The following is a 25,005-nucleotide window of genomic DNA, read 5'->3' as shown; positions in this document are numbered from 1 at the left end:
ACCCCGACACCATCGCATACCTGGAGGCGGAGAACGCCTACACCCAGGAGATGACCGACCACCTGCAGGACCTCCAGGAGAACATCTTCAAGGAGATCAAGGGCAGGACGCTGGAGACAGACCTGTCGGTGCCCACCCGGAAGGGCGCCTGGTGGTACTACTCCCGCACCGAAGAGGGCAAGCAGTACGGCATCCAGTGCCGTGTGGCCGCCGACGGCGACAGCCCGCCGCGACTGGAGCCGGGCACGTCACTCCCGGGCGAGCAGGTGATTCTCGACGGCAACGAGCTCGCCGGAGACAGCCCCTTCTTCTCCATGGGCACGAGCGCGGTCAGCCCCGACGGCACGCAACTCGCCTACTCGACCGACTTCTCCGGCGACGAGCGCTTCACTCTCCGGTTCAAGGACCTGGAGACGGGCGAACTGCTCCCGGACGAGATTCCGGGAGTCTTCTACGGCGGCGCCTGGTCGGCCGACGGCTCCACGTTCTTCTACACGACCGTGGACGATGCCTGGCGTCCGCACCGGATCCACCGGCACACGCTCGGCTCGACCGATGATGTCGTCGTCTACCAGGAGGACGACGAGCGCTTCTGGGTGGGCGTCGGGCTGACTCGCAGCCAGCGCTACCTGGTGCTGACCTCGGGCAGCAAGATCACCAGCGAGGTCCGGGTGCTCGACGCGGGCACCCCGCAAGGCGAGTTCGCGGTGGTGCGGCCCCGGCAGACCGGCGTCGAGTACGCGCTGGAGCACGCGGCCGACCGCTTCCTCATCCTGCACAACGACGGCGCCGTCAACTTCGAGCTCGCCAGTGCCCCCATCGACGATCCGGGGAGCTGGACTCCGCTGATCGAGCACAGGGACGACACGCGGCTGCTCGATGTGGACGCGTTCAAGGACTACGTCAGCGTCCACTTCCGCCGTGACGGCCTCACGGGCGTCCGCATCCTGCCGGGCGACGGCGGCGAGCCGTACGAGATCTCCTTCCCGGAGCCGCTGTACGACGTCGCGCCGACCGGCAACGCGGAGTTCGAGACCAGCCGGCTGCGCCTCAGCTACACGTCCATGGTCACCCCGCCGTCGGTGTACGACTACGACCTCCGCTCGCGCGAGCTGATCCTGCTCAAGCAGAGGGCGGTGCTCGGCGGTTACGACCCGGCCGACTACGAGCAGTTCCGCGAGTGGGCCACCGCTCCGGACGGCACCAGGATCCCGATCTCGATCGTGGTCCGGAAGGACACGAGCCGGCCCGCCCCCACCCTGCTCTACGGTTACGGCAGCTACGAGTCGTCCATCGATCCCTACTTCTCGGTGGCCAGGCTCTCGCTGCTGGACCGGGGGTTGGTGTTCGCGATCGCCCACGTGCGAGGGGGCGGCGAGATGGGCCGCCCCTGGTACGAGGACGGCAAGCTGACGAGGAAGAAGAACAGCTTCACCGACTTCGTGGCGGCCGCGCGGCATCTGAAGGCCGAGGGATGGTCAGACAAGATCATCGCCAGGGGCGGCTCAGCCGGTGGTCTGCTCGTGGGCGCGGTCGCCAACCTGGCGCCGGAGGAGTTCGCGGGGATCGTCGCCGAGGTCCCGTTCGTGGACGCGCTGAACACGATCCTCGACCCGTCGCTGCCGCTCACCGTGATCGAGTGGGACGAGTGGGGCGATCCGCTGCACGACCCCGAGGTCTACGCGTACATGAAGGGCTACTCGCCCTACGAGAACGTGGACGGCCGGCCATACCCGCCGATCCTGGCGACCACCAGCCTGAACGACACGCGGGTGCTCTACCACGAGCCGGCCAAGTGGATCGCCCGGCTCCGCACCACCGCGCAGGGCGGCCCGTTCCTGTTGAAGACCGAGATGGGCGCCGGCCACGGAGGCCGCAGCGGCCGTTACGACGCCTGGCGTGAGGAGGCGTTCGCGCTCTCCTGGATCCTCGACCGAGTTGGAGTGACCGAGTGAGCTATGTGGCTGCCGAGGGCCGGTACGGGCCCATGCCGTACAACCGGACCGGACGGAGCGGGCTGAGGCTGCCCGCGGTGTCGCTCGGGTTGTGGCACAACTTCGGCGACGACAAGCCGATCGAGACCCAGCGGGCCATTCTCCGCCGGGCCTTCGACCGCGGAGTCACCCACTTCGACCTTGCCAACAACTACGGCCCGCCGTACGGCTCCGCGGAGATCAACTTCGGGCACCTCTACCAGCAGGATTTCGCCAGATACCGCGACGAGCTGGTGATCTCCACCAAGGCGGGCTACGACATGTGGCCCGGCCCGTACGGCAACTGGGGGTCGCGCAAGTATCTGCTCGCGAGCCTCGACCAGTCGCTGAAGCGGATGGGCCTCGACTACGTGGACGTCTTCTACAGCCACCGCTTCGATCCGGAGACGCCGCTGGAGGAGACCATGGGGGCACTCGCCCACGCGGTCCGCTCGGGCAAGGCGCTCTACGCGGGCATCTCGTCCTACTCCCCGGAACGGACCCGGCAGGCCGCGGCGATCCTGCGGGACATGGGCACGCCGTTGCTCATCCACCAGCCCTCCTACTCGATGCTCAACCGGTGGATCGAGAACGGGCTGCTCGACGTGCTGGAGGAGGAGGGCGCCGGCTGTATCGCGTTCTCTCCGCTGGCACAGGGCATGCTGACCGGCCGCTACCTGAACGGCATCCCGAAGGACTCGCGGGCGGCCCAGGGCAAGTCGCTCGATCCGTCCCTGCTGACCGAGGAGAGCCTGCGCCACGTCCGGCGGCTCAACGAGATCGCGGGACAGCGCGGGCAGTCGCTGGCGCAGATGGCCCTGGCCTGGGCGCTGCGCGACCCGCGGGTCACGTCGGTGCTGATCGGCGCGAGCAGCGTCGAGCAGCTCGACGACAGCCTCGACGCGATCAACCGGCTCGACTTCAGCCAGGAGGAGCTGGACGCGATCGACAAGGACGCGGTCGAGTGCGGCATCAATCTCTGGGCCGCTTCCAGCGCGGAATGAGCGTCCACGAGCCGCGGTGCAGCCGGTGTGCCTGCACCGCGGCTCGTGACCCCAGGCATCGCCGCGTCGGTCGGCGACGGCTCAGAGGGCGTTCTGACGCTGGAGGTAGGCGAAGGAGGCCCAGCCGGGCAGGACGGGGAGCCAGAACGTCATCAGCCGGAACAGCAGCACGGCCGAGGTGGCGATCGGGCCCGGCACGCCGGCGACCTGCAGGCCGAGCGACAGGGCGTATTCCACCGCGCCCAGCCCGCCGGGCGTCGGGGCGGCCGAGCCGATGGCGTTGCCGGCCAGGAACACCACGGCGACCGCCGTGAAGCTGGCCTCGCCGCCGAAGGCCTGCACGCACGCCTCCAGGCAGATCACGAAGCTGAGGGTGAGCAGCAGGGTCCCGCCCACCGCCTCGATGATCTTCTTGGGCGACTGCACCACGTCGAGCAGCCGGGGGATCACTCCCGAGAACATCGCCCGCAGGCGGGTGGTCAGCACGCGGCGCAGCGGCCGTACGGCGAGCACGATCAGGAAGAGCACCGCGACGCCGAGCAGCACGACGAGCAGGCCCCGTGACGGGGTGAGGGACGGCGCGGCCTGCGTTCCGGTGAGGTAACCGAACAGCAGCAGCAACATGATGTGCATGGCCAGGCCGATGAGCTGGGAAGCCCCCACACTGGTCACCGCCGCGGCCGGCGGGACGCCTCGTTTCTGCAGGTAACGGGTGTTGAGCGCGACGCCGCCGACGGCGGCCGGCGCGACCAGCTTCACGAACGACGCGGCGAGCTGGGCCAGGACCGTGCGGCCGAGCGGCAGCGGCTCGGGCACGAATCCGCGCAACATGATCGCCGCCGCGACGTAGCTGAGGGCGCCCGCGACCAGTGCGACGCCGCTCCACGCCCAGTTCGCCGTGGTGATCACGCTGGTCAGGTTGACCTGGCTGAGCTGGGAGAGCAGGAAGTAGGCGCCGATCGTGCTGACGATGATCGTCACGAGCGTCCGGGGGCGGAACCGCTCGAGCCGCACCTCCTCGACCTCGACCTGCGGTTTCAGCGCGATGATCTGCTCGCGGATGGCGGGCAGGAGCTTCCGGTCCCGGCGGGCGGCCGTCCGGGTGTCCCGGCTGAGCGCGATCCGCTGGAGCAGCGGCATCGCCCCGGCCAGCGTGTTCTCCCCGAGCACCTTCGCCGCCGACCCGACGGAGCGCTCGGATCCCACGCGGGTGCCGAGGTAGGCGAGGAGCTGGGCGATATCGAGCCGCAGCAGCAGGTCGCCGGCCGCGATCTCACCGCTGCGGGCGTCCACGAGGTAGACGTTCCGGCCGGCGTCCACGTGGATGCTCTCGCCGGTGAGGTGGCGGTGGGCCAGGCGGTGCGCGTGCAGCAGCCGGACCTGCTCCCACATGCGGGCCAGCAGCTCGTCGTCGAAGTCCTCGTCGCGCAGATCGCTCACCGGCCGGGTGTCCACGTGCTCGTAGGCGAGCAGCGCGGCCTCGGTGCCGACCTCGCTCGTGCCGAGCAGGCGCGGCAGCCGCACCCCGGCGGCCTGCGCGGCGTACGCCATCAGCGCCTCGCGCTCCAGCTCGGCGCGCAGCGAGCGGATGGCCCTGCGCCGGGTCTCGTTGTTGAGCAGGAAGCGCCGCCACAGCCGGTAGAGGACGCCGGCCACCTGCCGGTCCCGGTCGAGCACGGTCACGTCGATCCGCCGGTCGTCGGTGAGGCCGACCAGGTAGCGGCGGCTGCCCGAGCCGTCGTCCTCCACCCGCCTGGCACTGACCGGCGTGAAACCGAGCCTGCGCAGCGCGGCCAGCACGGCGTTGCCGGGCGGCCTGGTGTTCGCGCTGCCGATGCCGTAGAGCGTGCCGAACCCGACGGCGAGGCCGACGACGTACGTGAGGATCACGCCGAGGGCGGTGACCTTGGTGGCGGTGAAGAGCGCGAACACGTCGAGGGCGAGCGCGACCCACATGAGCGCCCGCCAGTTCGGGCGCCGCGCCATCCGCACCGCGGTGGCGTACGCGATGGCGGGGGTGAGCACGGTGTTGAGCGGCTCGACGTCCCTGCCGCCGGTGAGCAGCTGCACCAGGTCGGCCGGGCCCGCCTGGACCAGCCACTCGTCCAGCGCGTACGACACGAGCAGGGCGAGGATCGCGGCGATCAGCCCCTGGGTGACGCGCATGCCGTCGCGGTGGAAGACCCGCTCGACGGCGAACGCGACCGGGACGATCAGCACGGCGACGCCGCCCAGCAGCCCGGCGGCGGCCGACAGCACGTCGGGGGCGCGGCCGGTGCCCGCCTGGACGTCGGTCTCCAGGCCGTTCAGCGTGCGCTGCAGGGCCAGAGCCATCAACACAACGGCGACGAGGGCCAGCAGCGTGAGCAGGAACCGCAGTGCGTCGGAAGGACGGCGGATCCGCTGCGGCAGCAGAGGCTCGACGACGAGGACAGCTCCTTGGCCAGGAGTGTCCAGCGTTAGGTCCTGCTCCTTGATGCCTCTCACCACCAGCGATTCTGTGCGATCTTCGCACTCGATGTCCACAATTGACGGCATGCGTATATCCCTGGCCTCGGACAGCCTCGACGGAATCGCGTCGGTGCTTGTGGCCGAGGTGGAACGGCGCGGCCATTCAGTCACACTCTATGGAGCACTGGCCCCCGGCGATCGGGCCGATTGGGCCTGGTGTTGTTCCGCTGCGGCGAGGGACGTCGCGGAGGGCCGCTCGGACCAGGCCGTGGTCTGTTGCTGGACCGGCACCGGCGCGTCCATCGCGGCAAACAAGGTAGCGGGAGTGCGGGCGGCGCTGTGCGCCGACGCCCACACAGCCGCGGGCGCCCGCAAGTGGAACGACGCCAACGTGCTCGCGCTCGGTCTCCGCCTCACCTCTGAGCAGGTTCTGACGGAGATCCTGGACGCCTGGTTCTCCGGGGCGCCCAGCACCGATCCCGAGGACGCCGCGAACATCGCGTACGTGCGGGAAATCCGGTAGAGACCGCCGGGGGAACAGCGGGGTGCGGCACGCTAACGTCGATGCCATGAGCACGTCGCTACCCGTCCTCGGCGCCTGCCCGCTCGACTGCCCCGACACCTGCTCCTGGGTCGTCACCGTACGCGACGGCGAGGCCGTCGGGATGCGCGGCAACCGCGACCACCCCTACACGCGCGGTGCCCTGTGTGTGAAGGTCAACCGCTACCTGGAGCAGGTGCGGTCGGCCGACCGCATCCTCCACCCGTTGAAGAGGGTGGGGCCGAAGGGATCCGGCCGGTTCGAGCGGATCAGCCTTGACCAGGCGCTGTCGGAGATCGCCGCCAGGCTGACGTCGATCGTCGAGGAGCACGGCGGCGAGGCGATCTGGCCCTACCAGGGAACCGGGACGCTCGGGTACGTCCAGGGTGAGTCGGGCCAGGCCGGGCGGCGGTTCTGGAACGTCCTCGGCGCGTCCCGGCACGACCTCAACATCTGCGCGCGGGCCGGCAACGACGGGCTGCGGTACGTCAACGGGACTCCCGGCGGCATGGACCCCGAGACGTTCGCGTCGTCGCGGCTCATCCTGCTGTGGGGCACCAACACGCTGACCAGCGGCCACCATCTGTGGAAGTTCGTCCAGGACGCCCGCGCCGCCGGGGCGTACGTCGTGGCGATCGACCCCATCCGCACGCGTACGGCCGACCAGGCGGACGAGCACCTGCCGATCCGGCCCGGCACGGACGCCGCGCTCGCCCTCGGCCTGCTGCACGTCGTACTGGAGGAAGGCGCCGAGGACCGTGCGTACATCGAGGAGCACACGACCGGCTGGGACGAGTTCGAGGCCGAGATCCGCAGGCATCCCCCGGCGCTGGTGGCGGAGATCACCGGCCTGCCCGAGGAGCGGATCCGCGCTCTCGGCGTACGGCTCGCGCACACCCGGCCGACCGGCATCCGGGCCACGATGGGCATCCAGCGGCACGCGGGCGGCGGGGCCGCGATGCGGACGATCGCCTGCATCCCCGGCGTCACCGGCGACTGGCGGCACCCGGGCGGCGGCGTGGCCTACTCCACCTCGGGGTACGCCCCCGCGGGCCCCGATCCGCGCGACGACCTGCTCCCCCACCCCGTGCGTACGCTCACGATGACCCGGCTGGCCGACGGGCTGGACGAGTCGGTCAAGTGCCTGTGGGTCTACGCGGCCAACCCGCTGGGCTCCACGTCCGACCAGAACCGGATCAGGGCGGCGCTGGCGCGGGAGGACCTGTTCACGGTGGTGATGGAGCAGTTCCCGACCGACACCGTCGACTACGCCGACTACGTGCTGCCCGCGACCATGCAGATCGAGCACCTGGACGTGCACCACGGCTACGGGCACATGTACATGGTGTGGAACGAGCCCGCCGTCGAGCCGCCGGGCGAGTGCCTGCCGACGACAGAGACCTTCCGGAGGCTCGCCCGGCTGATGGGCCTGACCGAGCCGTCCCTGTACGACAGCGACCTCGAACTGGCCGAGCAGACTCTCGCCCCGACGGGGATCTCCGTGGAGGAGATCCGCAAGCAGGGGTGGGCCCGGCTTCCGGTGGCCCACCCGTTCGTGCCGTTCACGGAGGGCTTCCCGACGCCGAGCGGGCGGCTGGAGTTCGCCTCCGAGAAGGCCGAGGCCGCCGGGCTGCCGCGCGTGGCGGGCTACGTTCCCTCGTTCACCGCCCGTACGGCTCCCGCCGACCGGCCGCACCCGCTCGTCATGATCACTCCGGCCGCGCACACGTTCCTGAACACGCAGTTCGCCAACAACCCGGAGCTGCGCAAGCGGTCGAAGGGCCCGCGGGTGCTGGTCAACCCGGCCGACGCCGCCTCCCGGGGGCTCGTGGACGGGCAGGCCGCCCGGGTCTTCAACGGCAACGGCGAGTTCAGGGCGTACGTGGAGGTCAGCGACAGAGTGGCGGCGGGGGTGGTGGCTGCGGAGAAGGGCAACTGGCCGAAGCTGTCGGCCGGCGCCAACCCCAACGCGCTGGTGGACGAGCGGGACGCCGACATGGGCAGGGGCGCGGTCTACCACGACAACTTCGTCGACGTCGCCCCGTTGTCACCCGAGGAGGAGCTTGAACCCCTCGTGTGAGGCGGCGAAGCCCAGCGAGCCGTAGAAGCGGTGGGCCTCGGTGCGGGCCTTGTCGGAGGTGAGCTGCACCAGCGCGCAGCCGCGCTCCCGGGCCCGCTCGATCGCCCACCGCATCATCTCCCGGCCGATTCCCCGGTTGCGGTAGGGCACGGCGACCCTGACCGCCTCGATCAGCGCGCGCTCGCCGCCCCGCCGCGACAGCCCGGGGATGTAGGTGATCTGCATGGTCCCGACCACCTCGCCGTCCGACTCCACGACGATCAACTCGTTGCGCGGGTCGGCGTCCACCTCTTCGAAGGCGGCGTGGTAGTCCGGCTCTCCGGGAGACGGGCGGGCGGCGGTGATCGGATCCTCGTTGATCATGGCCACGATGGCGGGGACGTCCTCACGCCGGGCCGTACGGAAGTGCAGCGACATGCCGGGGAGCCTAACCGGGGGGTGTCAGGGGCGGCTCAGGGACTTCCCCGATGCCGGAGAAGCGCCCGAAAAGGCACTCTGTAGTCATGAACGAACTGACCCGCATGGACGAGATGTCCTTGGCCGGCGCGGCCCTGCGCGGCGCGCCCTGGCGGGCCGCGGCGACGTCCGGTGGGGCGGTCGCGGCCACGAGCTTCCTCCTGGGCGTCATCCTGCCCGGCCCGGCCGACCTGACCTGGGCCCTGTGCGCGGGGATCACGGTGTTCGCCCTCGTCGCGGCGATCGGCGCGATCTCCAAGCCGGACGTCGGCGACCGGGTGACCCGGCAGGCCCGCCTCTGGGCGCTGCGCCACCCCTGGCGCTTCTCGCTCTACCCGGGCCTCGGCGCGGCGGCCCTCATGTATCCGGTCCAGCTCGTGATCGACCGCGAGGGCGTCTTCGGCTCGGCCTGGGACGCGCTGTGGGGCGGCGCGCTCGTGCTGCTGATCACCGCTGTCCTCACGCTCTCGATGCGCGGCCGGGCCAAGGCCCAGTAGATCGTCTCAGGCGGAGGCCGCGCGCTCGGCCTCGCTCCGGCAGACGCAGAACTCGTTGCCCTCGGGGTCGAGGAGAGTGACCCAGCCCGCGCCCTCCGGGGTGCGGTGGTCCTCGAACGGCTTGGCCCCGAGCGCGAGCAGCCGCTCCACCTCCTGGTCACGGGTGCCGTCCCCGGCCGGAGTCACGTCGAGGTGCAGGCGGTTCTTGACCGTCTTGCCCTCGGGCACCCGGATGAAGAGCAGGTGCGGAGGGCCGTCAGGACGGTCCAGCATGACCTCGTCGTCCTCCGGCTCGGAGTCGACCAGCGGCCAGCCCAGGGCTTCGCTCCACCACTGGGCCAGCTCGTACGGCTGGGGGCAGTCGATCGTCATCGTGTGGATCTCAATCACGCGCCCAGCCAATCGCGACACCACCAAAAGTGTCAAGCAGGTTATGGGGCCGCCTGGCGTGGTCGCAGCGCCCGGATGAGGCTCACCGCGGACACCAGGGCCCAGACGCCCTCAAGTAGCAGGAATCCCCAGTCGTCACCCGCGTACGCGAGCCACGCGAGCACCGCGGAGCCGACGAGGTTGAGCGTGAGGTAGATCTTCGAGCTGTTGTCGAGGACGTTCATCTGGGAGAGCAGGAACGCGCCGAGGATGAGGATGGCGCCGGCGATCTGCAGAACTTGGTCCATGTCCCTTCGCCCACCGTCTTCGCTGGTCCGGGTACGGCGGGCACCTCGTCCGGGAAGACCGCGGATCACGGCCTTCTCACTACGTGACCATACCGGTTGCGCCTAACCATTCCGTGCGATGTGTGGCACAGACCATGGATATCGCCGGTTACTCGCGGGTAGCATTCGTTTAGAGTTACCGACCAGTACGTTACCCCCGGGTTCGGTTCTAGGAGCGCACACAGATGGGTCACTACAAGAGCAACCTCCGCGACCTGGAGTTCAACCTCTTCGAGGTGTTCGGGCGCAGGGAGATCCTCGGCACCGGACCGTTCGCCGAGGTGGACGAGGACACCGCGCGCAGCGTGCTGGACGAGGTGAACCGGCTCGCCGCCGGTCCCATCGCCGACTCGTTCGAGGACGCCGACCGCCACCCGCCCGTCTTCGACCCCGCCACCCACAGCGTGACCATGCCGGAGAGCTTCAAGCGCTCCTACCAGGCCTGGGTGGACGCCGAGTGGTGGCGCCTGGAGCTGCAGCCGGAGCTCGGCGGCACGCCCGCCCCGCGCAGCCTCGTCTGGGCCATGGCCGAGATGGTGCTCGGCGCCAACCCCGCCGTGTGGATGTTCGCCTGCGGCCCGGCTTTCGCCCGCCTGCTGTTCGAGCTCGGCACCCCCGAGCAGAAGCGGTTCGCCGAGATGGCCGTCGAGCGGCGCTGGGGCGCGACCATGGTGCTGACCGAGCCCGACGCCGGCTCCGACGTGGGCGCCGGCCGTACGAAGGCGATCCAGCAGTCCGATGGGACCTGGCACATCGAAGGCGTCAAGCGCTTCATCACCAGCGCCGAGCACGACATGGCCGAGAACATCTTCCACCTCGTGCTGGCCCGGCCCGAGGGCGCCAAGCCCGGCACCAAGGGCCTGTCGATGTTCCTCGTGCCGAAGTACCTGGTGGACCTCGAGACCGGCGAGCTGGGCGAGCGCAACGGCGTGTACGTCACCAACGTCGAGAAGAAGATGGGCCTGAAGGTCTCCACGACCTGCGAGCTCACGCTCGGCGAGAAGCACCCCGCCGTCGGCTACCTTGTCGGCGACGCGCACGACGGCATCCGGCAGATGTTCATGGTCATCGAGCACGCCCGCATGATGGTGGGCGCCAAGGCCATCGCCACGCTGTCCACCGGCTACCTCACCGCGCTGGACTTCGCGAAGAACCGCGTCCAGGGCGCCGACCTCACCCGCTCGGGCGACAAGACCGCCCCGCGCGTCACGATCACCCACCACCCCGACGTACGCCGCGAGCTCATGCTGCAGAAGTCGTACGCCGAGGCGATGCGGGCGCTGGTCATCTACACGGCGACGATCCAGGACCAGATCCAGATCGCGGAGTTCGAGGGCCGCCGCGACGAGGCCGCCGAGGCGCTCAACGACCTGCTGCTCCCGCTGGTCAAGGGTGTCGGCTCCGAGCGGTCGTACGAGCTGCTGGCCCGCTCGCTGCAGACGCTCGGCGGCTCGGGCTTCCTGCAGGACTACCCGATCGAGCAGTACATCCGCGACTCGAAGATCGACTCCCTGTACGAGGGCACGACCGCGATCCAGGGCCAGGACCTGTTCTTCCGCAAGGTCCTGAAGAATCAGGGCGCGGCACTGGGGTCGCTGCTCGGCGAGATCAAGACGTTCGCCGCCTCCGAGGCCGGCAACGGACGGCTGAAGGTCGAGCGCGGCCTGCTCGACGAGGCGGCCGACGAGGTCAAGGCCATGGCCGACACGTTGGCCGGCTGGGCGATCGCCTCCATGGAGACGCCACAGGAGGTCTACAAGGTCGGCCTCAACACCACCCGGTTCCTCATGGCGCTCGGCGACCTGGTGCTGGGCTGGCTGCTGCTGCGCCAGGCCGAGATCGCGCTGAACGCCCTGTCCGCCTCGGAGGAGGACAAGGCGTTCTACACGGGCAAGGTCGCGGCGGCCTCGTTCTTCGCGCAGACCGTCCTGCCCCGCCTGGCCGCCGAGCGTCGCGTGCTCGCCGCCACCGGCCAGGACCTCATGGAACTGCCGGAAGAGTCGTTCTGACCTGGTTCGGCACGGCCGCCGCCCACGATCCGGTGCGGCGGCCGTACCGCGTCCGGGGCCGCACCGCTCCCGGGCCGGTCAGGTGAACGCGGGAAGCGGTGCGGCGGATCAGGGGAGGCACACCCTCAAGCGAAGGCGGGCCGTCACGCGGACGCGGGAAGCGGCCGGGCGGCGCTGTCCTCGTCGGTGTTGACGGTGCGAAGCAGTTCCTCGCGCTCGGGGGTGTTCTCCGGGCGGATGAAGCCGATGATCGTGAACAGCACCAGTGAGGTGGCCACCGGCGCGGCCGTCGCCACGGCGGTCGAGACGTCGCTCATGCCGTAGTTGGTGAGCCAGAAGACGAACAGGCCCGCCGCCCACGAGATCAGGGCGGCCGTCGGACCGGACCTGCGGAACAGCGGCAGCATGCCGAGCAGCAGCGGGATCGAGATCGGGCCCATGAGCCCGGCCACCCACTTGATGACGACCGTGATGATGTCCTTCAGCACCGGGCTGTTGACCTGGGTGGCCACGGCCATCGACAGTGCGATGAACGCCACCGTGGTGACCCGGGCCGCGACCAGACCGGCCCTGGTGTCCCAGGCCCGCGCCGCGCGTGACAGCACCGGGATGACGTCGCGGGTGAAGACCGAGGCGATCGCATTGGCATCGGAAGAGGCCATCGCCATCGTGTGCGAGAAGAAGCCGGCGATCACCAGCCCGAGCAGGCCGTGCGGGATGAGCTGGGTGGTCAGCAGCGCGTAGGAGTCGCTCGCGTCCGGCTTGGTCGCGTGGACCAGCAGCGGCGCGGCCCACATCGGGAAGAACAGCAGCAGCGGCCAGATCGCCCACAGCACGGCCGACAGCCGGGCGCCGCGGGCCGCCTGCCGGGGGGTGGGCGCGGCCATGTAGCGCTGGGCCTGGTTCCACATGCCGCCGTTGTACTCGAACGTCTTGATGAACAGGAACGCGAGCAGGAACGTCACGGTGAACGGGCCGTTCAGCGGCTGCGCGTGCTCCGGCGGGAGCCGGTCCCACATGCCGCTCAACGCGCTGACGCCGCCGAGCTTGGCGAGGACGGCGAACAGCATGACGACGCCGGCGAGGAGCTGGATGACGAACTGCCCGAAGTCGGTGAGCGCGTCGGCCCACAGGCCGCCGACCGTGCAGTAGACGGCGGTGACGACGCCGGTGATCAGGATGCCCTGGTTGAGCGACAGCCCGGTGAACGTCGAAAGCAGGGTGGCGATCGCGGCCCACTTGGCGCCGACATCCACGATCTTCAGCAGGCCGCCGGACCAGGCGAGCGCCTGCTGGGTCGGCACGTTGTACCGCTTGGCGAGGAACTCCAGCGGTGAGCTGACCCTGAGCTTCGCGCGGATCCGGTTCAGCCGTGGCGCGAACAGCACCGAACCGATCGCGACGCCGATCGCGATCGGGAACGCCCAGGTGACGTACGAAGTGGCGCCGTAGAGGTAGGCGAGGCCGGCGTACCCGGTGAACATGACGGCGCTGTAGCCGGACATGTGGTGCGAGATGCCGGCCAGCCACCAGGGCATCTTGCCCCCGGCGGTGAAGAAGTCACTGATGTTGCCGATACGCCGGTGCGAATAGACGCCAATCGCCACCATGACGATGAAATAGGCGCCGAGAACGTACCAGTCCAATGGGTTCACGCGCGTCGTACCTCCGGGTGAACGGCGGCACCCGGACCGACAACCGCCTGGCCTCGTTACGATGCGCCCGCCCTCCGCCCCCGTCAATGGCGGGTTCGCAGGTCACGGGCGCACGGGAGAGGCGGATCCAGGCCGTGACGCAGGTCACAGACTGTTCATAATTGTGAACCAGCTCCGCGTATCTGAATCGTTATCAGGAACGGCCTTGATCTCACACAGGGCGGAGGGTGAAAGTGTGCGGCGAAATGAGATTCCAGCAAGCGGCACACAACGGACCCTTCACCGCCTGGCACCGGTGATCGTCCGGCAAGGCCCGTGCGCGACCGGGAGGACGAGGGGCGCCGCCGCCCGCCCTCCACGTGAGCATGCCCGGGAGCGTTTCAGACGGCCGCGACCACGGTGGCGGAGCGGCGTTCGAGCGCGGCCGAGAGGACCGCGAGCACGAGCGCGGAGGCGGTGAGGAGGGCGCCCACCCAGTTGGGCGCGGTGTAGCCCAGGCCCGCCGCGATGACGAGGCCGCCGAGCCAGGAGCTCAGGGCGTTCCCGAGGTTGAAGGCGCCGATGTTGACGGCCGAGGCCAGCGTCGGCGCGCCGTGGGCCAGGTCCAGCACGCGCTTCTGCAGCGGCGGCACGGTGGCGAAGCCGAGCGCCCCGACCAGGACGACGGTGACCGCGGCGAGGACCTTGCTGTGCGCGGTCAGCGTGAAGGCGGCGAGGACGACCGCGAGGGCGCCCAGCGAGACGTACAGCATCGGCATCAGCGCGCGGTCGGCGAACCTTCCGCCGACGAGGTTGCCGGCGACCATGCCGAGGCCGAAGAGGACCAGCAGCCAGGTGACCGCCCCTTCGGGGTAGCCCGCGACCCGGACCATCATCGGCGCGATGTACGTGATGGCCGCGAAGACGCCGCCGAACCCGAGCACGGTCATGCCCATCGCCAGCAACACCTGCACGTCGCGAAGGGCGGCCACTTCGTGGCGCAGGCGTACGCCCTCGGGCCGCGGCATCTCGGGCACGAGCACGGCGATGCCGATCAGGCCGACGACGCCGAGCGCGGCGACGACGGCGAAGGTGGTCCGCCAGCCGGCCACCTGGCCGATCAGGGTGCCCAGGGGTACGCCGACGACGTTGGCCACGGTCAGACCGGTGAACATCAGGGCGATCGCCCCGGCCCTCCGGTGCGGGGCGACCAGTTCGGCCGCGACCACGGAGCCGATGCCGAAGAACGCGCCGTGCGCCAGCGAGGCGACCACACGACCGGCCAGCATCACCCCGAAGCCGGGCGCGAGAGCCGAGAGCAGATTGCCGGCGATGAACAGCGCCATCAGCAGCATCAGCACGCGCTTGCGGGACATGGTCGTCCCCAGCACGGTCATCGGCGGGGCGCCGACGACCACGCCCAGGGCATAGCCCGTGACGAGCAGGCCGACGGTCGGGATGGAGACCCCGAGATCGGACGCCACCTGCGGGAGCAACCCCGTGATCACGAACTCGGTGGTCCCGATCCCGAACGCCCCGATGGCGAGGGCTACGAGTGCGAGAGGCATGAACGTCCCCAACGATTGCAGGAGCAAGTAACAGGCGCAGACAATAGTTGCAGACGCTTGATACTTGCAAGCGCGGGCTATTGCACGGTTGGAGTATCCTCGTCTCAGTCACACGCGTACGGAGGGAGAGCCGATGACGGCCACCGATCCCGCCCTCACCGCGCTCGCGCAGGGCTGGTGCGCGCTCTCCCTGTTGCACGAGAAGATCGAGGCGCACATCGAGCGCGCCCTGCAGACCAAGCACAGCCTGAGCGTGCGGGAATACTCCCTGCTGGAGACGCTCAGCCGGCAGCACGACGGCCCCGGCGGCCATCTGCAGATGAAGCAGGTCGCCGACGCCGTGGTGCTCAGCCAGAGCGCGACGACCCGCCTGGTGACCCGGCTGGAAGAGCGGGGACTGCTCACCCGCTACCTGTGCCCCACCGACCGCCGCGGGATCTACACCGACGTCAGCCCCGCGGGCCTGGCGCTGCTCGCCGAGGCCCGGCCCACGAACGACACCGCCCTGCGGGAAGCCCTCGACCAGGCGGCCCAGAACCCCAGGCTCGCTCCGCTGGTCGAAGCGGTCGAATCACTGCATCCGCAGGCGTGAACCTAGAGGGCGTACTGCACGGCCGCACGGTCGGCGAGGATCGGCGTGATGCACTCGTCGATCACCGCCCGGTGAGCCGGGTGGTCGCGGTAGACGACGTAGTCCTCCGGGGAGTCGAAGTCGGCGACCACGGCGAAGGAGAAGTTGCCCTGGTTGACGCCCGCGTCCGGGCCGATCCGGTAGACACGCAACTCGGGGATGACGTCCGGCAGCCCGCCCAGCCGCCTGGCCACCTCGGCACGCTGCTCCTCGGTGGCGTCCTCGGTCCACTTCAGCAGCACGACGTGGCGGAACATGCACTCCCCCTGGGACGAGACCCACACGGCCCGGCGGCCGCACCCTTCACGGCATCCTCTCATCTCCCGCGTCCGCGGGGCGCACCACCGTCCGGCGGACGCCGGCGACCAGGCCGATCACATCTGCGTCCTCACAGCCAGTGCCACTCGATGGAGGCCTGCCTGCGCCGTCCGGCGAGCCACTCGCCGAAGGCGGTCTCGCCCGCCGCGGCCAGCGTCCCCGGGTCGTCCCGCGCCACGCGGCGCTCCAGCACGATCCCGGTCAGATAGCCGTCGCCGTGCGCCACCGGCCCGATCAGCGTGTCGTGCGCGGCGTGGCGCAGGGGCGCGGGCAGGTCCCTGGCCCACCGCTCGCCCACGGTCACCACGGCGTCGCCACAGCCCACCAGGCCGCCCACGCCGCGCAGCAACTCCCCGTTCACCGGCTGCGAGCCGGTCACCCACAGCGCGCGTACGCGGTCGAAGTCGCAGCGGTGGGCCGCGAAGTGGCCCGGTGCGAGCTCGGTCTCCTTGCGCCGCCGGAAGCGCCGCCGCCGCGCGATCCCGGCGATGAACGCCTCGAACTGCTCGCCGGACAGCGACATCTCCACCAGCCAGGCCAGCGTGGAGGCGCGGTCGCGCAGGCCGTGGCCGGCGCGGAACTCCTCAGCGGCGGCCCGGATGTCGGCGTCGTCGAGCGGCTCGCCGTCCTCCAGCGTCTCGTTCATCAGCAGGCACTGCTCGACGATCTCGTCGTGGACGTCGCGGTCGCCGTACGGCCGCCGGGGCAGCAGCATGAGCGCCTCGGCGACGCGCAGGCGCACGCGGTCGACGGTGACCAGATATCCGGCGGCCCAGTGGGCCGAGTGCTCGGCAGGCCAGGGCACGCCGTCGTCCGGAGAGGCGGAAAGGGCCACGGTGCCACCCTGCGGATGTTCGACGAGCAGGTCGTAGTCGACCAGTGGGCTGTCCGGACGCAGGCCGACGACGAGCTGGGCCCGCGCCTCCGGGTGGGTGGCGCCCCACGCCGCGGCCAGGACCCTGGCCTCGGGAAGGGCCGTACGGCGGCGGCGCAGGCCGCGGAGCAGTTCGACGGCTTCGGCGAGGACCGCGGCGAACGCGGTCACCGACACGGCGGTCATGCCGCGGTCACCCGCGACCTGACGGGAAACTCACCGCTGTCCCGCCAGGTCACGGGGACGCCCAGGCGCTCGATCTTCGGGAGGACACGGCGCACGGTGGTGTCCTGCCGGTCGCTCGGTATGAGGATCACAAGCGAACGGTAGGAATCCGAGCTTGGACCTCACTGGTTCGGATCTTGCATCCGACTTGAGTGGTCCCCGCTCAGCTCCAGGCGAGCATGCGGAGGGGGTCCTCAAGCATGGCGCCGACGTCGCGCAGGACGTACGAGCCGAGCTCGCCGTCGACCACGCGGTGGTCGAACGACAGCGCCAGCGTGGTGACCTTGCGGACCGCGAGCTGCCCGTCGACCACCCAGGGCATGTCCCTGATCTGGCCCACGGCGAGGATCGCCACCTCTCCCGGATTGAGGATCGGCGTGCCGGCGTCGACGCCGAAGACGCCCACGTTGGTGATCGTGATCGTGCCGCCGCTCAGCTCGGCGGGCTGGCACTTCCCGGCCCGCGCCCGCTCGGTGAGCTCGCCGAGCGCCCGGGCGAGCTCGGGCAGCGACATCGCGTCGGCGTCCTTGACGTTCGGCACGATCAGCCCGCGATCGGTGGCGGCGGCGATGCCGAGGTTCACGTAGTGCTTGACCACGATCTCCTCGCCGGTCCACGTGGCGTTGGCCATCGGGTGCCGCTTCACCGCGGTGATCAGGGCCTTCGCCACGAGGAGCAGCGGGGAGACCTTGACCTCGGCGAACTCGGGCAGCGTACGCAGCCGCCTGACCGCCTCCATCGTCTCGGTGACGTCGACCTGCAGCCACTCGGTCACGTGCGGGGCCGAGAACGCGCTGGCCACCATCGCCTGCGCGGTCGCCTTCCTGACCCCCCTGACCGGGATGCGCTCCTCCCGGGCCCCGGCCTCCCGCCGCGCGGCGGCCGGAACGGCGGTGGGCGCCGCCATCGCGGCCTCCACGTCCGCCCGGGTGATCGACCCCTGGGGGCCGGTGCCCGTGAGGGTCGCCAGGTCGACACCGAGGTCCTTGGCGAGCTTGCGGACCGGCGGCTTGGCCAGGACGCGCGCCCGCGCGGACGCCTCGGATCCGTTGCCCTGTGCTGCACCAATACCCCGTGCGGCACCGGCCGGAGCGGCGACGACCGGAGCGGCGACGACCGGAGCGGTCGGCGGGGGCGCGGCGGTCCGCGCCGCGGGGACCGGCCCGGCGGTCTGGACAGGCGAGACCGGCGGAGCGGACGCGGCCGGCTTGCGGGGGCGGCGGCGGGTGGCCGCCGTCTTGACGCCGTACCCGACCAGCACCGGCTGACGCTTCTCCTTCGCCGGAGCGTCGTTCCGCACGTCCGGCACCATGTCGTCCGCCAGCGCCTCCCGGCCCGCACCGGCGCCGTCACCGCCCTCGCCGTCCTCGACCGAGATGATCGGGGCGCCGACGTCCACGGTCTGGCCCTCGCTGACCATCAGGGCGGAGACGGTGCCCTCATAGGGGCACGGCAGCTCGACGACGGCCTTGGCCGTCTCGATCTCCACGATCGTCTGGTTGATCTTCACCGAGTCGCCCGGGGCGACGTGCCACTTGACGATCTCGGCCTCGGTCAGCCCCTCGCCCACGTCGGGGAGTTTGAACTCACGGAGCATGAGAAGTCCCTCCTCCTCAGTACGCGAACGAGCGGTCCACGGCGTCGAGCACGCGGTCCAGGTCGGGCAGGTAGTGGTCCTCCAGCCGGGACGGCGGGTACGGCGTGGAGAACCCGCCCACCCGCAGCACCGGCGCCTCCAGGCTGTAGAAGCAGCGCTCGGTGATGCGCGCCGCCAGTTCGGCCCCGAAGCCGGTGAAGACGGGGGCCTCGTGTGCGACGACGCACCGCCCGGTCCGCGTCACGGACTCGGTCAGGACGTCCACGTCGAGGGGGTTGAGCGAGCGCAGGTCGATGACCTCGATGTCCCGCCCGTCCTCCTCCGCCGCCGCCGCGGCCTCCAGGCAGGTCTTCACCATCGGCCCGTACGCGACCAGCGTGACGTCGCGGCCCTGCCGTACGGTGCGGGCGCGGTCGAGCGGCAGCCCGGGGGCGGCGAGGTCGACGTCGGCCTTGTCCCAATAGCGGCGCTTGGGCTCGAAGAAGATGATCGGGTCGTCGCAGCGGACGGCGTCCTGGATCATCGTGTACGCGTCCGCCGCGTTCGAGCACGCGACCACCCGCAGGCCCGCGGTGTGAGTGAAGTACGCCTCGGGCGACTCCGAGTGGTGCTCGACCGCACCGATGCCGCCGCCGCAGGGGATGCGCACGACGACCGGCAGCTTGAGCGCGCCGAGCGACCGCAGCGGCATCTTGGCGAGCTGGGTGATGATCTGGTCGGCGGCCGGGAACACGAACCCGTCGAACTGGATCTCGCAGACCGGCCGGTAGCCGCGCAGGGCCAGGCCGATCGCCGTCCCGACGATGCCCGACTCGGCGAGCGGCGTGTCGATCACGCGGTCCTCGCCGAAGTCCTTCTGCAGGCCGTCGGTGACGCGGAAGACGCCGCCGAGCTTGCCGACGTCCTCTCCCATCACGAGCACCTTGGGGTCGTCCTCCATCGAGCGGCGGAGTCCCTCGTTCAGCGCCTTGGCAAGAGTGAGTGTGGTCATCGTTCGAACCCCGCCAGGTAGGTCAGGTACTGCTCGCGTTCCTCGTCGAGGAGTGCATGGGCGCCGGCGTACACGTGATCAAAGATAGCCCCGGGGGGCGGGTCGGGCAGCGCCAGGCACCGGCTTCGCACGTCCTTGCCGAGCGCGTCGGCCTCGGCGTCGATCTTCTCGAAGAACTCCTGGTCGGCGAGCTGGTTCTTGAACAGGTACGCCTTGACCCGCTCGATGGGGTCCTTCAGCTTCCACGCCTCAAGCTCGTCGGCGAGGCGGTAGCGGGTGGGGTCGTCGGAGGTGGTGTGCGCGCCCATGCGGTAGGTGAACGCCTCGATCAGCGTCGGCCCCTGCCCCTCGCGGGCGTTCTGCAACGCCCGGCGGGTCACGGCGAGGCAGGCGAACACGTCGTTGCCGTCCACGCGGATCCCGGGGAAGCCGAAGCCGGACGCCCTCTTGTAGAGCGGGATCTTCGACTGCTTCTCCAGCGGCTCGGAGATGGCCCACTGGTTGTTCTGGCAGAAGAACACGACGGGGGCGTTGAACACCGAGGCCCAGATGAAGGACTCGTTCACGTCGCCCTGGGAGGTCGCGCCGTCGCCGAAGTAGACGATCGTGGCCGCCTCGGCGCCGTCGCGCTGGATGCCCATGGCGTAGCCGACCGCGTGCAGGGCCTGGGAGCCGATGACGATCGTGTAGAGGTGGAAGTTGTGCTCGGCCGGGTCCCATCCGCCGTTGCTCACGCCGCGGAAGAGGCCGAGCAGCTTGACCGGGTCGACATCGCGGCACCAGGCCACGCCGTGCTCTCGATAGGTGGGGAAGGCCATGTCGGCGTCCGTGAGCGCCCGGCCGGAGCCGATCTGGGCCGCCTCCTGCCCGAGCAGGGACGCCCAGATGCCGAGCTCGCCCTGCCGCTGGAGCGCGACGGCCTCCAGGTCGATGCGGCGGACGAGGACCAGGTCACGGTAGAGGGAGCGGACCTCCTCCGCGGTCAGCTCGATGTCGTAGTCGGGATGCTCGACCCGCTCCCCTTCCGGGGTGAGCAGTTGGACGAGCTCCGGGGGTGCGTCTACACCACGAGGGGCGTCGGCTGTCACGTGCCACTCCTGTGCGTCTCGGGCCCCCGCGGGTGGGGTCACCCCCGCAGGAAGGCCGGGTCGTCTGGCGTACGGTCGCTGGGGTGGGCGACCGGGCGCATATGTGGACATCGTGGCAGAAGTCACACCCCTTAGCGCAAGACCCCACCCCCCCGTCCACACTTCTCCGATTCCCGGACTGTGAGACGCCACACCCCGGCGCGGCATCCCGGCCCGTCGGGGGCGTGCCGGCGGGGCGGCACTAGGCTTGACCCAAGCGGACCCGCGAACGGGGACCTTTCCCAAACCGGCGGGCCCTCATTCGAATTGGAGGAACATCGTGGCGCGCGTCATCGTCGACGTCATGCTCAAGCCGGAGATCCTCGACCCGCAGGGCCAGGCGATCGCCCGGGCGCTGCCGCGACTCGGCTTCTCCGGGGTCTCCGGGGTGCGGCAGGGCAAGCGGTTCGAGCTGGAGCTGGACGGCCCGGCCGACGAGGCCGCGCTTTCGGATGTCCGAAAGATGGCCGAAACCCTGCTCGCCAACACGGTCATCGAGGACTTCTCGATCCGCGTCGAGGGGTAGACGTGGCGCATTTCACACCACTACTTCCGCAGCTTTTCCACCCCTAATCCGGCATCGGTCCGTCTCGAACCCACCTATGCGGAGCGTCCTGAATAACGGGGACGTGATTTTGCGGTTAGCCCTGATTCATCGGGGAAACCTACCTTGGTGACCTTCGACACCGGGGAGGGGTCCGGTGGATATTGAGTTCTCACTGGCGATGCCACGGGACGCGATCGGCATCCCGATGGTCCGCCGAGTGGTGGGAGACGCGCTCCGGTCTCTCGGGGTGACCGAGGAGTGCGTGTCCGACATACTCCTGGCCACGTCCGAGGCGTGCGCCAACGCGGTGCGGCACGGTGGTCCCGCCAACCGCTACGAGGTCATGGCCACCATAGGCAACGGCCGCTGTGAGTTGCGCGTCACCGACGAAGGCGAGGGGCTGCACATGATCCCCCGGCAGTATCCGCCGGCAGAGACCGAGAACGGCCGGGGCATCCTGATCATGCGCGCCGTCGTGGACGATCTCTCGTTCGACATCACGCCCGGGCGCGGCACGACCGTGCGTCTGTGCAAGGAACTCGACTGGGACGAGGACGCCATCGCCCACCACCTCACCCTCGATCGCCACCTCGCCGTGGTCTGAGGGCCCCGGTTCCGCACCGCGCCGGGCTCGGGAAACCCCCGGCGCGACGCGTGATCGGGAGTGGGCCTCCGCAGGGGGAGCCGGTTTGGCGGCTCCGATACCCTGAGGTGTACCGCCACTGACCGCCGTCCGGCACATGAGACGGTGGCGTCCGGCCTGGCGGGGACCCTTGGAGGGAATACTGTCATGAGCGCTGCCCGGGTGGGCGTCGTCACCTTCCCCGGAACACTCGACGACCAGGACGCCGCGCGAGCCGTACGGCTGGCCGGAGCGGAGGCGGTGCCCCTGTGGCACGCCGATCACGACCTCAAGGGAGTCGACGCCGTCTTCCTGCCCGGCGGGTTCTCCTACGGCGACTATCTTCGCTGCGGAGCGATCTCCCGGTTCTCCCCTCTCATGACCGAGCTGATACCGGCCGCCCAGGCCGGGCTGCCCGTGCTCGGCACCTGCAACGGCTTCCAGATCCTCTGCGAGGCGCACCTGCTGCCGGGCGCGCTGACTCGCAACGAGGGTCTCCACTACATCTGCCGCGACCAGCGCATCCGCGTGGAGAGCACGCGTACGGCGTGGACGGCCGACTTCGCGGACGGCCAGGAGATCGTGCTGCCGATCAAGCACGGCGAGGGCCGTTACGTGGCCGACGCCGCCACGCTGGCGGCGCTGGAGGGCGAGGGCCGGGTGGTCTTCCGCTACGCGGGCGGCAACCCGAACGGCTCGCTCAACGACATCGCCGGGATCACCAACGAGGCCGGGAACATCGTCGGTCTCATGCCCCACCCCGAGCACGCGGTCGAGGACCTGACCGGCGCGCCGAGCGTGGACGGCCGCCACTTCTTCACCTCCATCCTGAAGAGGCTGGTGAACGCGTGAGCACCGGGAGCGAACGAGGACCAATGAGCACCGACAGTGTGAGGCGCGCGCAGGAGACGCCGGACGAGCGCCAGCCGTACGCCGAGCTGGGCATGAAGGACGACGAGTACCAGCGCGTACGCGAGATCCTCGGGCGCCGCCCGACCAGCTCAGAGCTGGCGATCTACTCGGTGATGTGGAGCGAGCACTGCTCCTACAAGTCGTCCAAGGTGCACCTGCGGCAGTTCGGGACCAAGGCGCCCAAGTCGGAGGCCCTGCTCGTCGGCATGGGCGAGAACGCCGGCGTGGTCGACATCGGCGACGGCTGGGCCGCCACCTTCAAGATCGAGTCGCACAACCACCCGTCGTACGTCGAGCCGCACCAGGGCGCCGCGACCGGCGTCGGCGGCATCGTGCGCGACATCATGTCGATGGGCGCCCGGCCGGTCGCGGTCATGGACTCGCTGCGCTTCGGCGGGGCCGACCAGCCCGACACGCGCCGCGTGCTGCCCGGAGTCGTCGAGGGCATCAGCCACTACGGCAACTGCCTCGGCCTGCCCAACATCGGCGGCGAGGTCGTCTTCGACCCCTGCTACATCGGCAACCCGCTGGTCAACGCCCTGTGCGTCGGCCTGCTGCGCAAGGACCAGATCAAGCTGGCCACCGCGCCCGGCCCCGGCAACAAGGTCGTGCTGTTCGGCGCCAGGACCGGCGCGGACGGCATCGGCGGCGCGTCGGTGCTGGCATCGGCCACCTTCGAGGACGAGTCGCAGGCCAAGCGGCCCGCCGTGCAGGTCGGCGACCCGTTCATGGAGAAGCTGCTGATCGAGTGCTGCCTGGAGCTCTACCAGGCGGACGTGGTCGTCGGCATCCAGGACCTCGGCGCGGCCGGGGTGTCCTGCGCCACGACCGAGCTGGCCGCCAAGGGCACCGGCGGCATGGAGGTGAACCTCAACCTCGTCCCGCTGCGCGATCCCACACTGCGGCCCGAGGAGATCCTGATGAGCGAGTCGCAGGAGCGCATGATGGCGGTCGTCACGCCCGACGACATCCCGGCCTTCATGGCGATCTGCGACAAGTGGGACGTCCCGGCGACCGTGATCGGCGAGGTCACCGACACCGGCAGGCTCGTCATGACGTGGGACGGCGAGGTCATCGTCGACATCCCGCCGGGCACCGCCGCCGACGAGGGCCCGGTCTACGAGCGCCCGTTCCACGAGCCCGCCGGGCAGGCGGCGCTCAACGCCGACGGCCCCGAGCGCCTGCCGAGGCCCGAGGACCTGCGGGAGACGCTGCTCACCCTGCTCGGCTCGCCCAACCTCGGGTCGAAGGAGTGGGTGACCTCCCAGTACGACCGGTACGTCCGGGGCAACACGGTGCTGGCCCAGCCCGCCGACTCCGGCATGCTGCGCATCTCCGAGGTCATGCCGGGCGCTCAGGAGACCACCGGCGGCATCGCGCTCGCCACCGACGGCAACGGCCGCTACGCGAAGCTCGATCCGTACACGGGGGCCCAGCTCGCACTGGCGGAGGCGTACCGCAACGTGGCGGTGACCGGCGCGAAGCCGCTCGCCGTCACCAACTGCCTCAACTTCGGCTCGCCCGAGGACCCCGAGGTCATGTGGCAGTTCTCCGAGGCCGTACGCGGGCTCGCCGACGCCTGCCGGACCCTGGGCGTGCCGGTGACCGGCGGCAACGTGTCGTTCTACAACCAGACGGGCTCGACCGCGATCAACCCGACGCCGGTGGTCGGCGTGCTCGGCGTGATCGACGACGTGGCGCAGCGGGTCAGGTCCGGCTTCACGGCCCCCGGCCTGCGTGTCCTCCTGCTGGGCGAGACCCGCGAGGAGTTCGGCGGCTCGGAGTGGGCGCACGTCGTCCACGGCCACCTGGGCGGCCTGCCGCCGCAGGCGGACCTGGAGGCCGAGCGCGCCCTGGCCGCGGTGCTGACCGAGGCGGCGGCCCGCGGGCTGCTGGAGGGCTCGCACGACCTGTCCGACGGCGGTCTCGCGATCGCCTTGGCGGAGTCGTGCCTGGCCCAGGGCGTCGGCTGCACGGTGACCCTGCCGGGCGATGACGCCTTCGCCGAGCTGTTCAGCGAGTCGGCCGCACGGGCGCTGGTGTGCGTGCGGCCCGAGGCGTTCGACGCCGTGGCCGACCTGTGCGCCCGCTACGAGGTCCCCTGCTCCGGGCTCGGCCTCACCGGCGGTTCCGCGCTCACGGTCGAGGGCGTCCTCGACGTCCCGGTCGAGGAACTCCGGGAGGTCCACGCGTCCGCGCTCCCGCGCGTCTTCGGCTGATCGCAACTGGGCA

At 70.4% G+C, this 25,005-nt stretch carries 23 protein-coding genes and 1 riboswitch (1 of these 24 only partly in view); of the genes, 11 read left to right on the top strand and 12 right to left on the bottom strand.

Annotation, left to right across the window (positions count from 1 at the left end):
- On the top strand, positions 1–1,955 hold the 3' portion of the coding sequence (locus ACQEVJ_RS03265) for a S9 family peptidase (RefSeq protein ID WP_433112533.1). Its footprint begins 91 nt before the window's first position; the window shows 1,955 of its 2,046 coding nt (coding positions 92–2,046); its start codon lies beyond the left edge, outside the window; it ends in the stop codon at positions 1,953–1,955.
- A complete protein-coding gene (mgrA, locus tag ACQEVJ_RS03260) occupies positions 1,952–2,977 on the top strand; it encodes an L-glyceraldehyde 3-phosphate reductase (RefSeq protein ID WP_433097000.1) in 1,026 nt (341 codons plus the stop codon). Before ACQEVJ_RS03265 ends, mgrA begins: the two co-directional genes overlap by 4 nt.
- 81 nt (positions 2,978–3,058) lie before the next feature.
- Here mgrA and ACQEVJ_RS03255 read toward each other — a convergent pair whose 3' ends face one another.
- On the bottom strand, positions 3,059–5,464 hold the full coding sequence (locus ACQEVJ_RS03255) for a flippase-like domain-containing protein (protein ID WP_433096998.1): 2,406 nt from the start codon (positions 5,462–5,464) through the stop codon (positions 3,059–3,061).
- A gap of 31 nt (positions 5,465–5,495) precedes the next feature.
- Between ACQEVJ_RS03255 and ACQEVJ_RS03250 the strand changes: the two genes are divergently transcribed.
- Together ACQEVJ_RS03250 and ACQEVJ_RS03245 are read left to right on the top strand one after the other, a co-directional pair.
- Positions 5,496–5,951 carry an RpiB/LacA/LacB family sugar-phosphate isomerase gene (locus tag ACQEVJ_RS03250; protein WP_433096996.1) on the top strand — a complete coding sequence of 152 codons (456 nt, stop codon included), beginning with the start codon at positions 5,496–5,498 and terminating at the stop codon, positions 5,949–5,951.
- 46 nt (positions 5,952–5,997) lie between these two features.
- Entirely contained in the window at positions 5,998–8,049 is a 2,052-nt protein-coding gene (locus ACQEVJ_RS03245; RefSeq protein ID WP_433096994.1) for a molybdopterin-containing oxidoreductase family protein, read from the top strand.
- Here ACQEVJ_RS03245 and ACQEVJ_RS03240 read toward each other — a convergent pair.
- Positions 8,017–8,466 (bottom strand): N-acetyltransferase family protein, encoded by a 450-nt coding sequence (locus ACQEVJ_RS03240; RefSeq protein WP_433096992.1) that lies wholly within the window; start codon positions 8,464–8,466, stop codon positions 8,017–8,019. The genes ACQEVJ_RS03245 and ACQEVJ_RS03240 overlap by 33 nt on opposite strands.
- An 86-nt stretch (positions 8,467–8,552) precedes the next feature.
- Between ACQEVJ_RS03240 and ACQEVJ_RS03235 the strand changes: the two genes are divergently transcribed.
- The gene (locus ACQEVJ_RS03235; RefSeq protein ID WP_433096990.1) at positions 8,553–9,002 is read left to right on the top strand and encodes a hypothetical protein; all 450 of its coding nucleotides are present in this window, start codon (positions 8,553–8,555) and stop codon (positions 9,000–9,002) included.
- Positions 9,003–9,008: 6 nt separating this feature from the next.
- Here ACQEVJ_RS03235 and ACQEVJ_RS03230 read toward each other — a convergent pair whose 3' ends face one another.
- Positions 9,009–9,392 carry a VOC family protein gene (locus ACQEVJ_RS03230; protein ID WP_433096988.1) on the bottom strand — a complete coding sequence of 128 codons (384 nt, stop codon included), beginning with the start codon at positions 9,390–9,392 and terminating at the stop codon, positions 9,009–9,011.
- A 41-nt stretch (positions 9,393–9,433) separates the two neighbouring features.
- Positions 9,434–9,679, bottom strand: a complete 246-nt coding sequence (locus ACQEVJ_RS03225; RefSeq protein ID WP_433096986.1) for a CBU_0592 family membrane protein — start codon at positions 9,677–9,679, stop codon at positions 9,434–9,436.
- Positions 9,680–9,684: 5 nt separating this feature from the next.
- A riboswitch (guanidine-III (ykkC-III) riboswitch) is annotated at positions 9,685–9,757 on the bottom strand.
- Positions 9,758–9,903: 146 nt separating this feature from the next.
- On the opposite strand from ACQEVJ_RS03225, the gene ACQEVJ_RS03220 reads away from it, so the two are divergent.
- Positions 9,904–11,727 carry an acyl-CoA dehydrogenase gene (locus ACQEVJ_RS03220; protein WP_433096984.1) on the top strand — a complete coding sequence of 608 codons (1,824 nt, stop codon included), beginning with the start codon at positions 9,904–9,906 and terminating at the stop codon, positions 11,725–11,727.
- Positions 11,728–11,870: 143 nt separating this feature from the next.
- Here ACQEVJ_RS03220 and ACQEVJ_RS03215 read toward each other — a convergent pair whose 3' ends face one another.
- Positions 11,871–13,382: a sodium:solute symporter family protein gene (locus ACQEVJ_RS03215; protein ID WP_433096982.1), complete on the bottom strand. Its 1,512-nt coding sequence runs from the start codon at positions 13,380–13,382 to the stop codon at positions 11,871–11,873.
- 380 nt (positions 13,383–13,762) lie between these two features.
- The gene (locus tag ACQEVJ_RS03210) at positions 13,763–14,929 is read right to left on the bottom strand and encodes an MFS transporter (RefSeq protein WP_433096980.1); all 1,167 of its coding nucleotides are present in this window, start codon (positions 14,927–14,929) and stop codon (positions 13,763–13,765) included.
- A 133-nt stretch (positions 14,930–15,062) separates the two neighbouring features.
- Between ACQEVJ_RS03210 and ACQEVJ_RS03205 the strand changes: the two genes are divergently transcribed.
- Positions 15,063–15,521: a MarR family winged helix-turn-helix transcriptional regulator gene (locus ACQEVJ_RS03205; RefSeq protein ID WP_433096978.1), complete on the top strand. Its 459-nt coding sequence runs from the start codon at positions 15,063–15,065 to the stop codon at positions 15,519–15,521.
- A 2-nt stretch (positions 15,522–15,523) separates the two neighbouring features.
- Here ACQEVJ_RS03205 and ACQEVJ_RS03200 read toward each other — a convergent pair whose 3' ends face one another.
- From ACQEVJ_RS03200 to pdhA, 6 genes are all read right to left on the bottom strand, one after another.
- The gene (locus tag ACQEVJ_RS03200; RefSeq protein ID WP_433096976.1) at positions 15,524–15,817 is read right to left on the bottom strand and encodes a Dabb family protein; all 294 of its coding nucleotides are present in this window, start codon (positions 15,815–15,817) and stop codon (positions 15,524–15,526) included.
- A gap of 131 nt (positions 15,818–15,948) precedes the next feature.
- On the bottom strand, positions 15,949–16,938 hold the full coding sequence (locus ACQEVJ_RS03195; RefSeq protein ID WP_433096974.1) for a TIGR04500 family putative peptide maturation system protein: 990 nt from the start codon (positions 16,936–16,938) through the stop codon (positions 15,949–15,951).
- Positions 16,935–17,069, bottom strand: coding sequence for a hypothetical protein (locus tag ACQEVJ_RS03190; RefSeq protein WP_433096972.1), 135 nt, complete (start codon positions 17,067–17,069; stop codon positions 16,935–16,937). The genes ACQEVJ_RS03195 and ACQEVJ_RS03190 overlap by 4 nt, the downstream gene beginning before the upstream one ends.
- A 71-nt stretch (positions 17,070–17,140) precedes the next feature.
- Positions 17,141–18,574, bottom strand: a complete 1,434-nt coding sequence (locus ACQEVJ_RS03185; protein WP_433096970.1) for a dihydrolipoamide acetyltransferase family protein — start codon at positions 18,572–18,574, stop codon at positions 17,141–17,143.
- A gap of 16 nt (positions 18,575–18,590) precedes the next feature.
- On the bottom strand, positions 18,591–19,565 hold the full coding sequence (locus ACQEVJ_RS03180) for an alpha-ketoacid dehydrogenase subunit beta (RefSeq protein ID WP_433096968.1): 975 nt from the start codon (positions 19,563–19,565) through the stop codon (positions 18,591–18,593).
- Positions 19,562–20,653: a pyruvate dehydrogenase (acetyl-transferring) E1 component subunit alpha gene (gene pdhA, locus ACQEVJ_RS03175; protein WP_433096966.1), complete on the bottom strand. Its 1,092-nt coding sequence runs from the start codon at positions 20,651–20,653 to the stop codon at positions 19,562–19,564. Before pdhA ends, ACQEVJ_RS03180 begins: the two co-directional genes overlap by 4 nt.
- A 319-nt stretch (positions 20,654–20,972) precedes the next feature.
- Between pdhA and purS the strand changes: the two genes are divergently transcribed.
- The 4 genes from purS to purL all read left to right on the top strand — a co-directional run bounded on the left by purS (position 20,973) and on the right by purL (position 24,992).
- Positions 20,973–21,218 carry a phosphoribosylformylglycinamidine synthase subunit PurS gene (gene purS, locus ACQEVJ_RS03170; RefSeq protein WP_036324087.1) on the top strand — a complete coding sequence of 82 codons (246 nt, stop codon included), beginning with the start codon at positions 20,973–20,975 and terminating at the stop codon, positions 21,216–21,218.
- 175 nt (positions 21,219–21,393) lie between these two features.
- Positions 21,394–21,843 carry an ATP-binding protein gene (locus ACQEVJ_RS03165; RefSeq protein WP_433096964.1) on the top strand — a complete coding sequence of 150 codons (450 nt, stop codon included), beginning with the start codon at positions 21,394–21,396 and terminating at the stop codon, positions 21,841–21,843.
- A gap of 186 nt (positions 21,844–22,029) precedes the next feature.
- Positions 22,030–22,713, top strand: coding sequence for a phosphoribosylformylglycinamidine synthase subunit PurQ (gene purQ, locus ACQEVJ_RS03160; protein ID WP_139579754.1), 684 nt, complete (start codon positions 22,030–22,032; stop codon positions 22,711–22,713).
- A gap of 23 nt (positions 22,714–22,736) precedes the next feature.
- Positions 22,737–24,992 carry a phosphoribosylformylglycinamidine synthase subunit PurL gene (purL, locus tag ACQEVJ_RS03155; protein WP_433096962.1) on the top strand — a complete coding sequence of 752 codons (2,256 nt, stop codon included), beginning with the start codon at positions 22,737–22,739 and terminating at the stop codon, positions 24,990–24,992.
- The last annotated feature ends 13 nt before the right edge of the window (positions 24,993–25,005 follow it).

It is taken from the genome of Microbispora sp. CA-102843, from assembly GCF_050936215.1.
Classification (GTDB): domain Bacteria; phylum Actinomycetota; class Actinomycetes; order Streptosporangiales; family Streptosporangiaceae; genus Microbispora.
The sequence above is the reverse complement of the archived record's forward strand: the minus strand, read 5'-3'. Positions and strand labels throughout refer to the sequence as shown.

Bases quoted from the DNA above. Each gene is read 5' to 3' on its own strand.
- ACQEVJ_RS03235 (WP_433096990.1), top strand. From the start codon at position 8,553: ATGAACGAACTGACCCGCATGGACGAGATGTCCTTGGCCGGCGCGGCC.
- ACQEVJ_RS03240 (WP_433096992.1), bottom strand. From the start codon at position 8,466: ATGTCGCTGCACTTCCGTACGGCCCGGCGTGAGGACGTCCCCGCCATC.
- ACQEVJ_RS03210 (WP_433096980.1), bottom strand. From the start codon at position 14,929: ATGCCTCTCGCACTCGTAGCCCTCGCCATCGGGGCGTTCGGGATCGGG.
- ACQEVJ_RS03245 (WP_433096994.1), top strand. From the start codon at position 5,998: ATGAGCACGTCGCTACCCGTCCTCGGCGCCTGCCCGCTCGACTGCCCC.
- ACQEVJ_RS03220 (WP_433096984.1), top strand. From the start codon at position 9,904: ATGGGTCACTACAAGAGCAACCTCCGCGACCTGGAGTTCAACCTCTTC.
- purQ (WP_139579754.1), top strand. From the start codon at position 22,030: ATGAGCGCTGCCCGGGTGGGCGTCGTCACCTTCCCCGGAACACTCGAC.
- ACQEVJ_RS03250 (WP_433096996.1), top strand. From the start codon at position 5,496: ATGTCCACAATTGACGGCATGCGTATATCCCTGGCCTCGGACAGCCTC.
- ACQEVJ_RS03225 (WP_433096986.1), bottom strand. From the start codon at position 9,679: ATGGACCAAGTTCTGCAGATCGCCGGCGCCATCCTCATCCTCGGCGCG.
- ACQEVJ_RS03200 (WP_433096976.1), bottom strand. From the start codon at position 15,817: ATGTTCCGCCACGTCGTGCTGCTGAAGTGGACCGAGGACGCCACCGAG.
- purL (WP_433096962.1), top strand. From the start codon at position 22,737: ATGAGCACCGACAGTGTGAGGCGCGCGCAGGAGACGCCGGACGAGCGC.
- ACQEVJ_RS03195 (WP_433096974.1), bottom strand. From the start codon at position 16,938: ATGACCGCCGTGTCGGTGACCGCGTTCGCCGCGGTCCTCGCCGAAGCC.
- ACQEVJ_RS03180 (WP_433096968.1), bottom strand. From the start codon at position 19,565: ATGACCACACTCACTCTTGCCAAGGCGCTGAACGAGGGACTCCGCCGC.
- ACQEVJ_RS03205 (WP_433096978.1), top strand. From the start codon at position 15,063: ATGACGGCCACCGATCCCGCCCTCACCGCGCTCGCGCAGGGCTGGTGC.
- ACQEVJ_RS03185 (WP_433096970.1), bottom strand. From the start codon at position 18,574: ATGCTCCGTGAGTTCAAACTCCCCGACGTGGGCGAGGGGCTGACCGAG.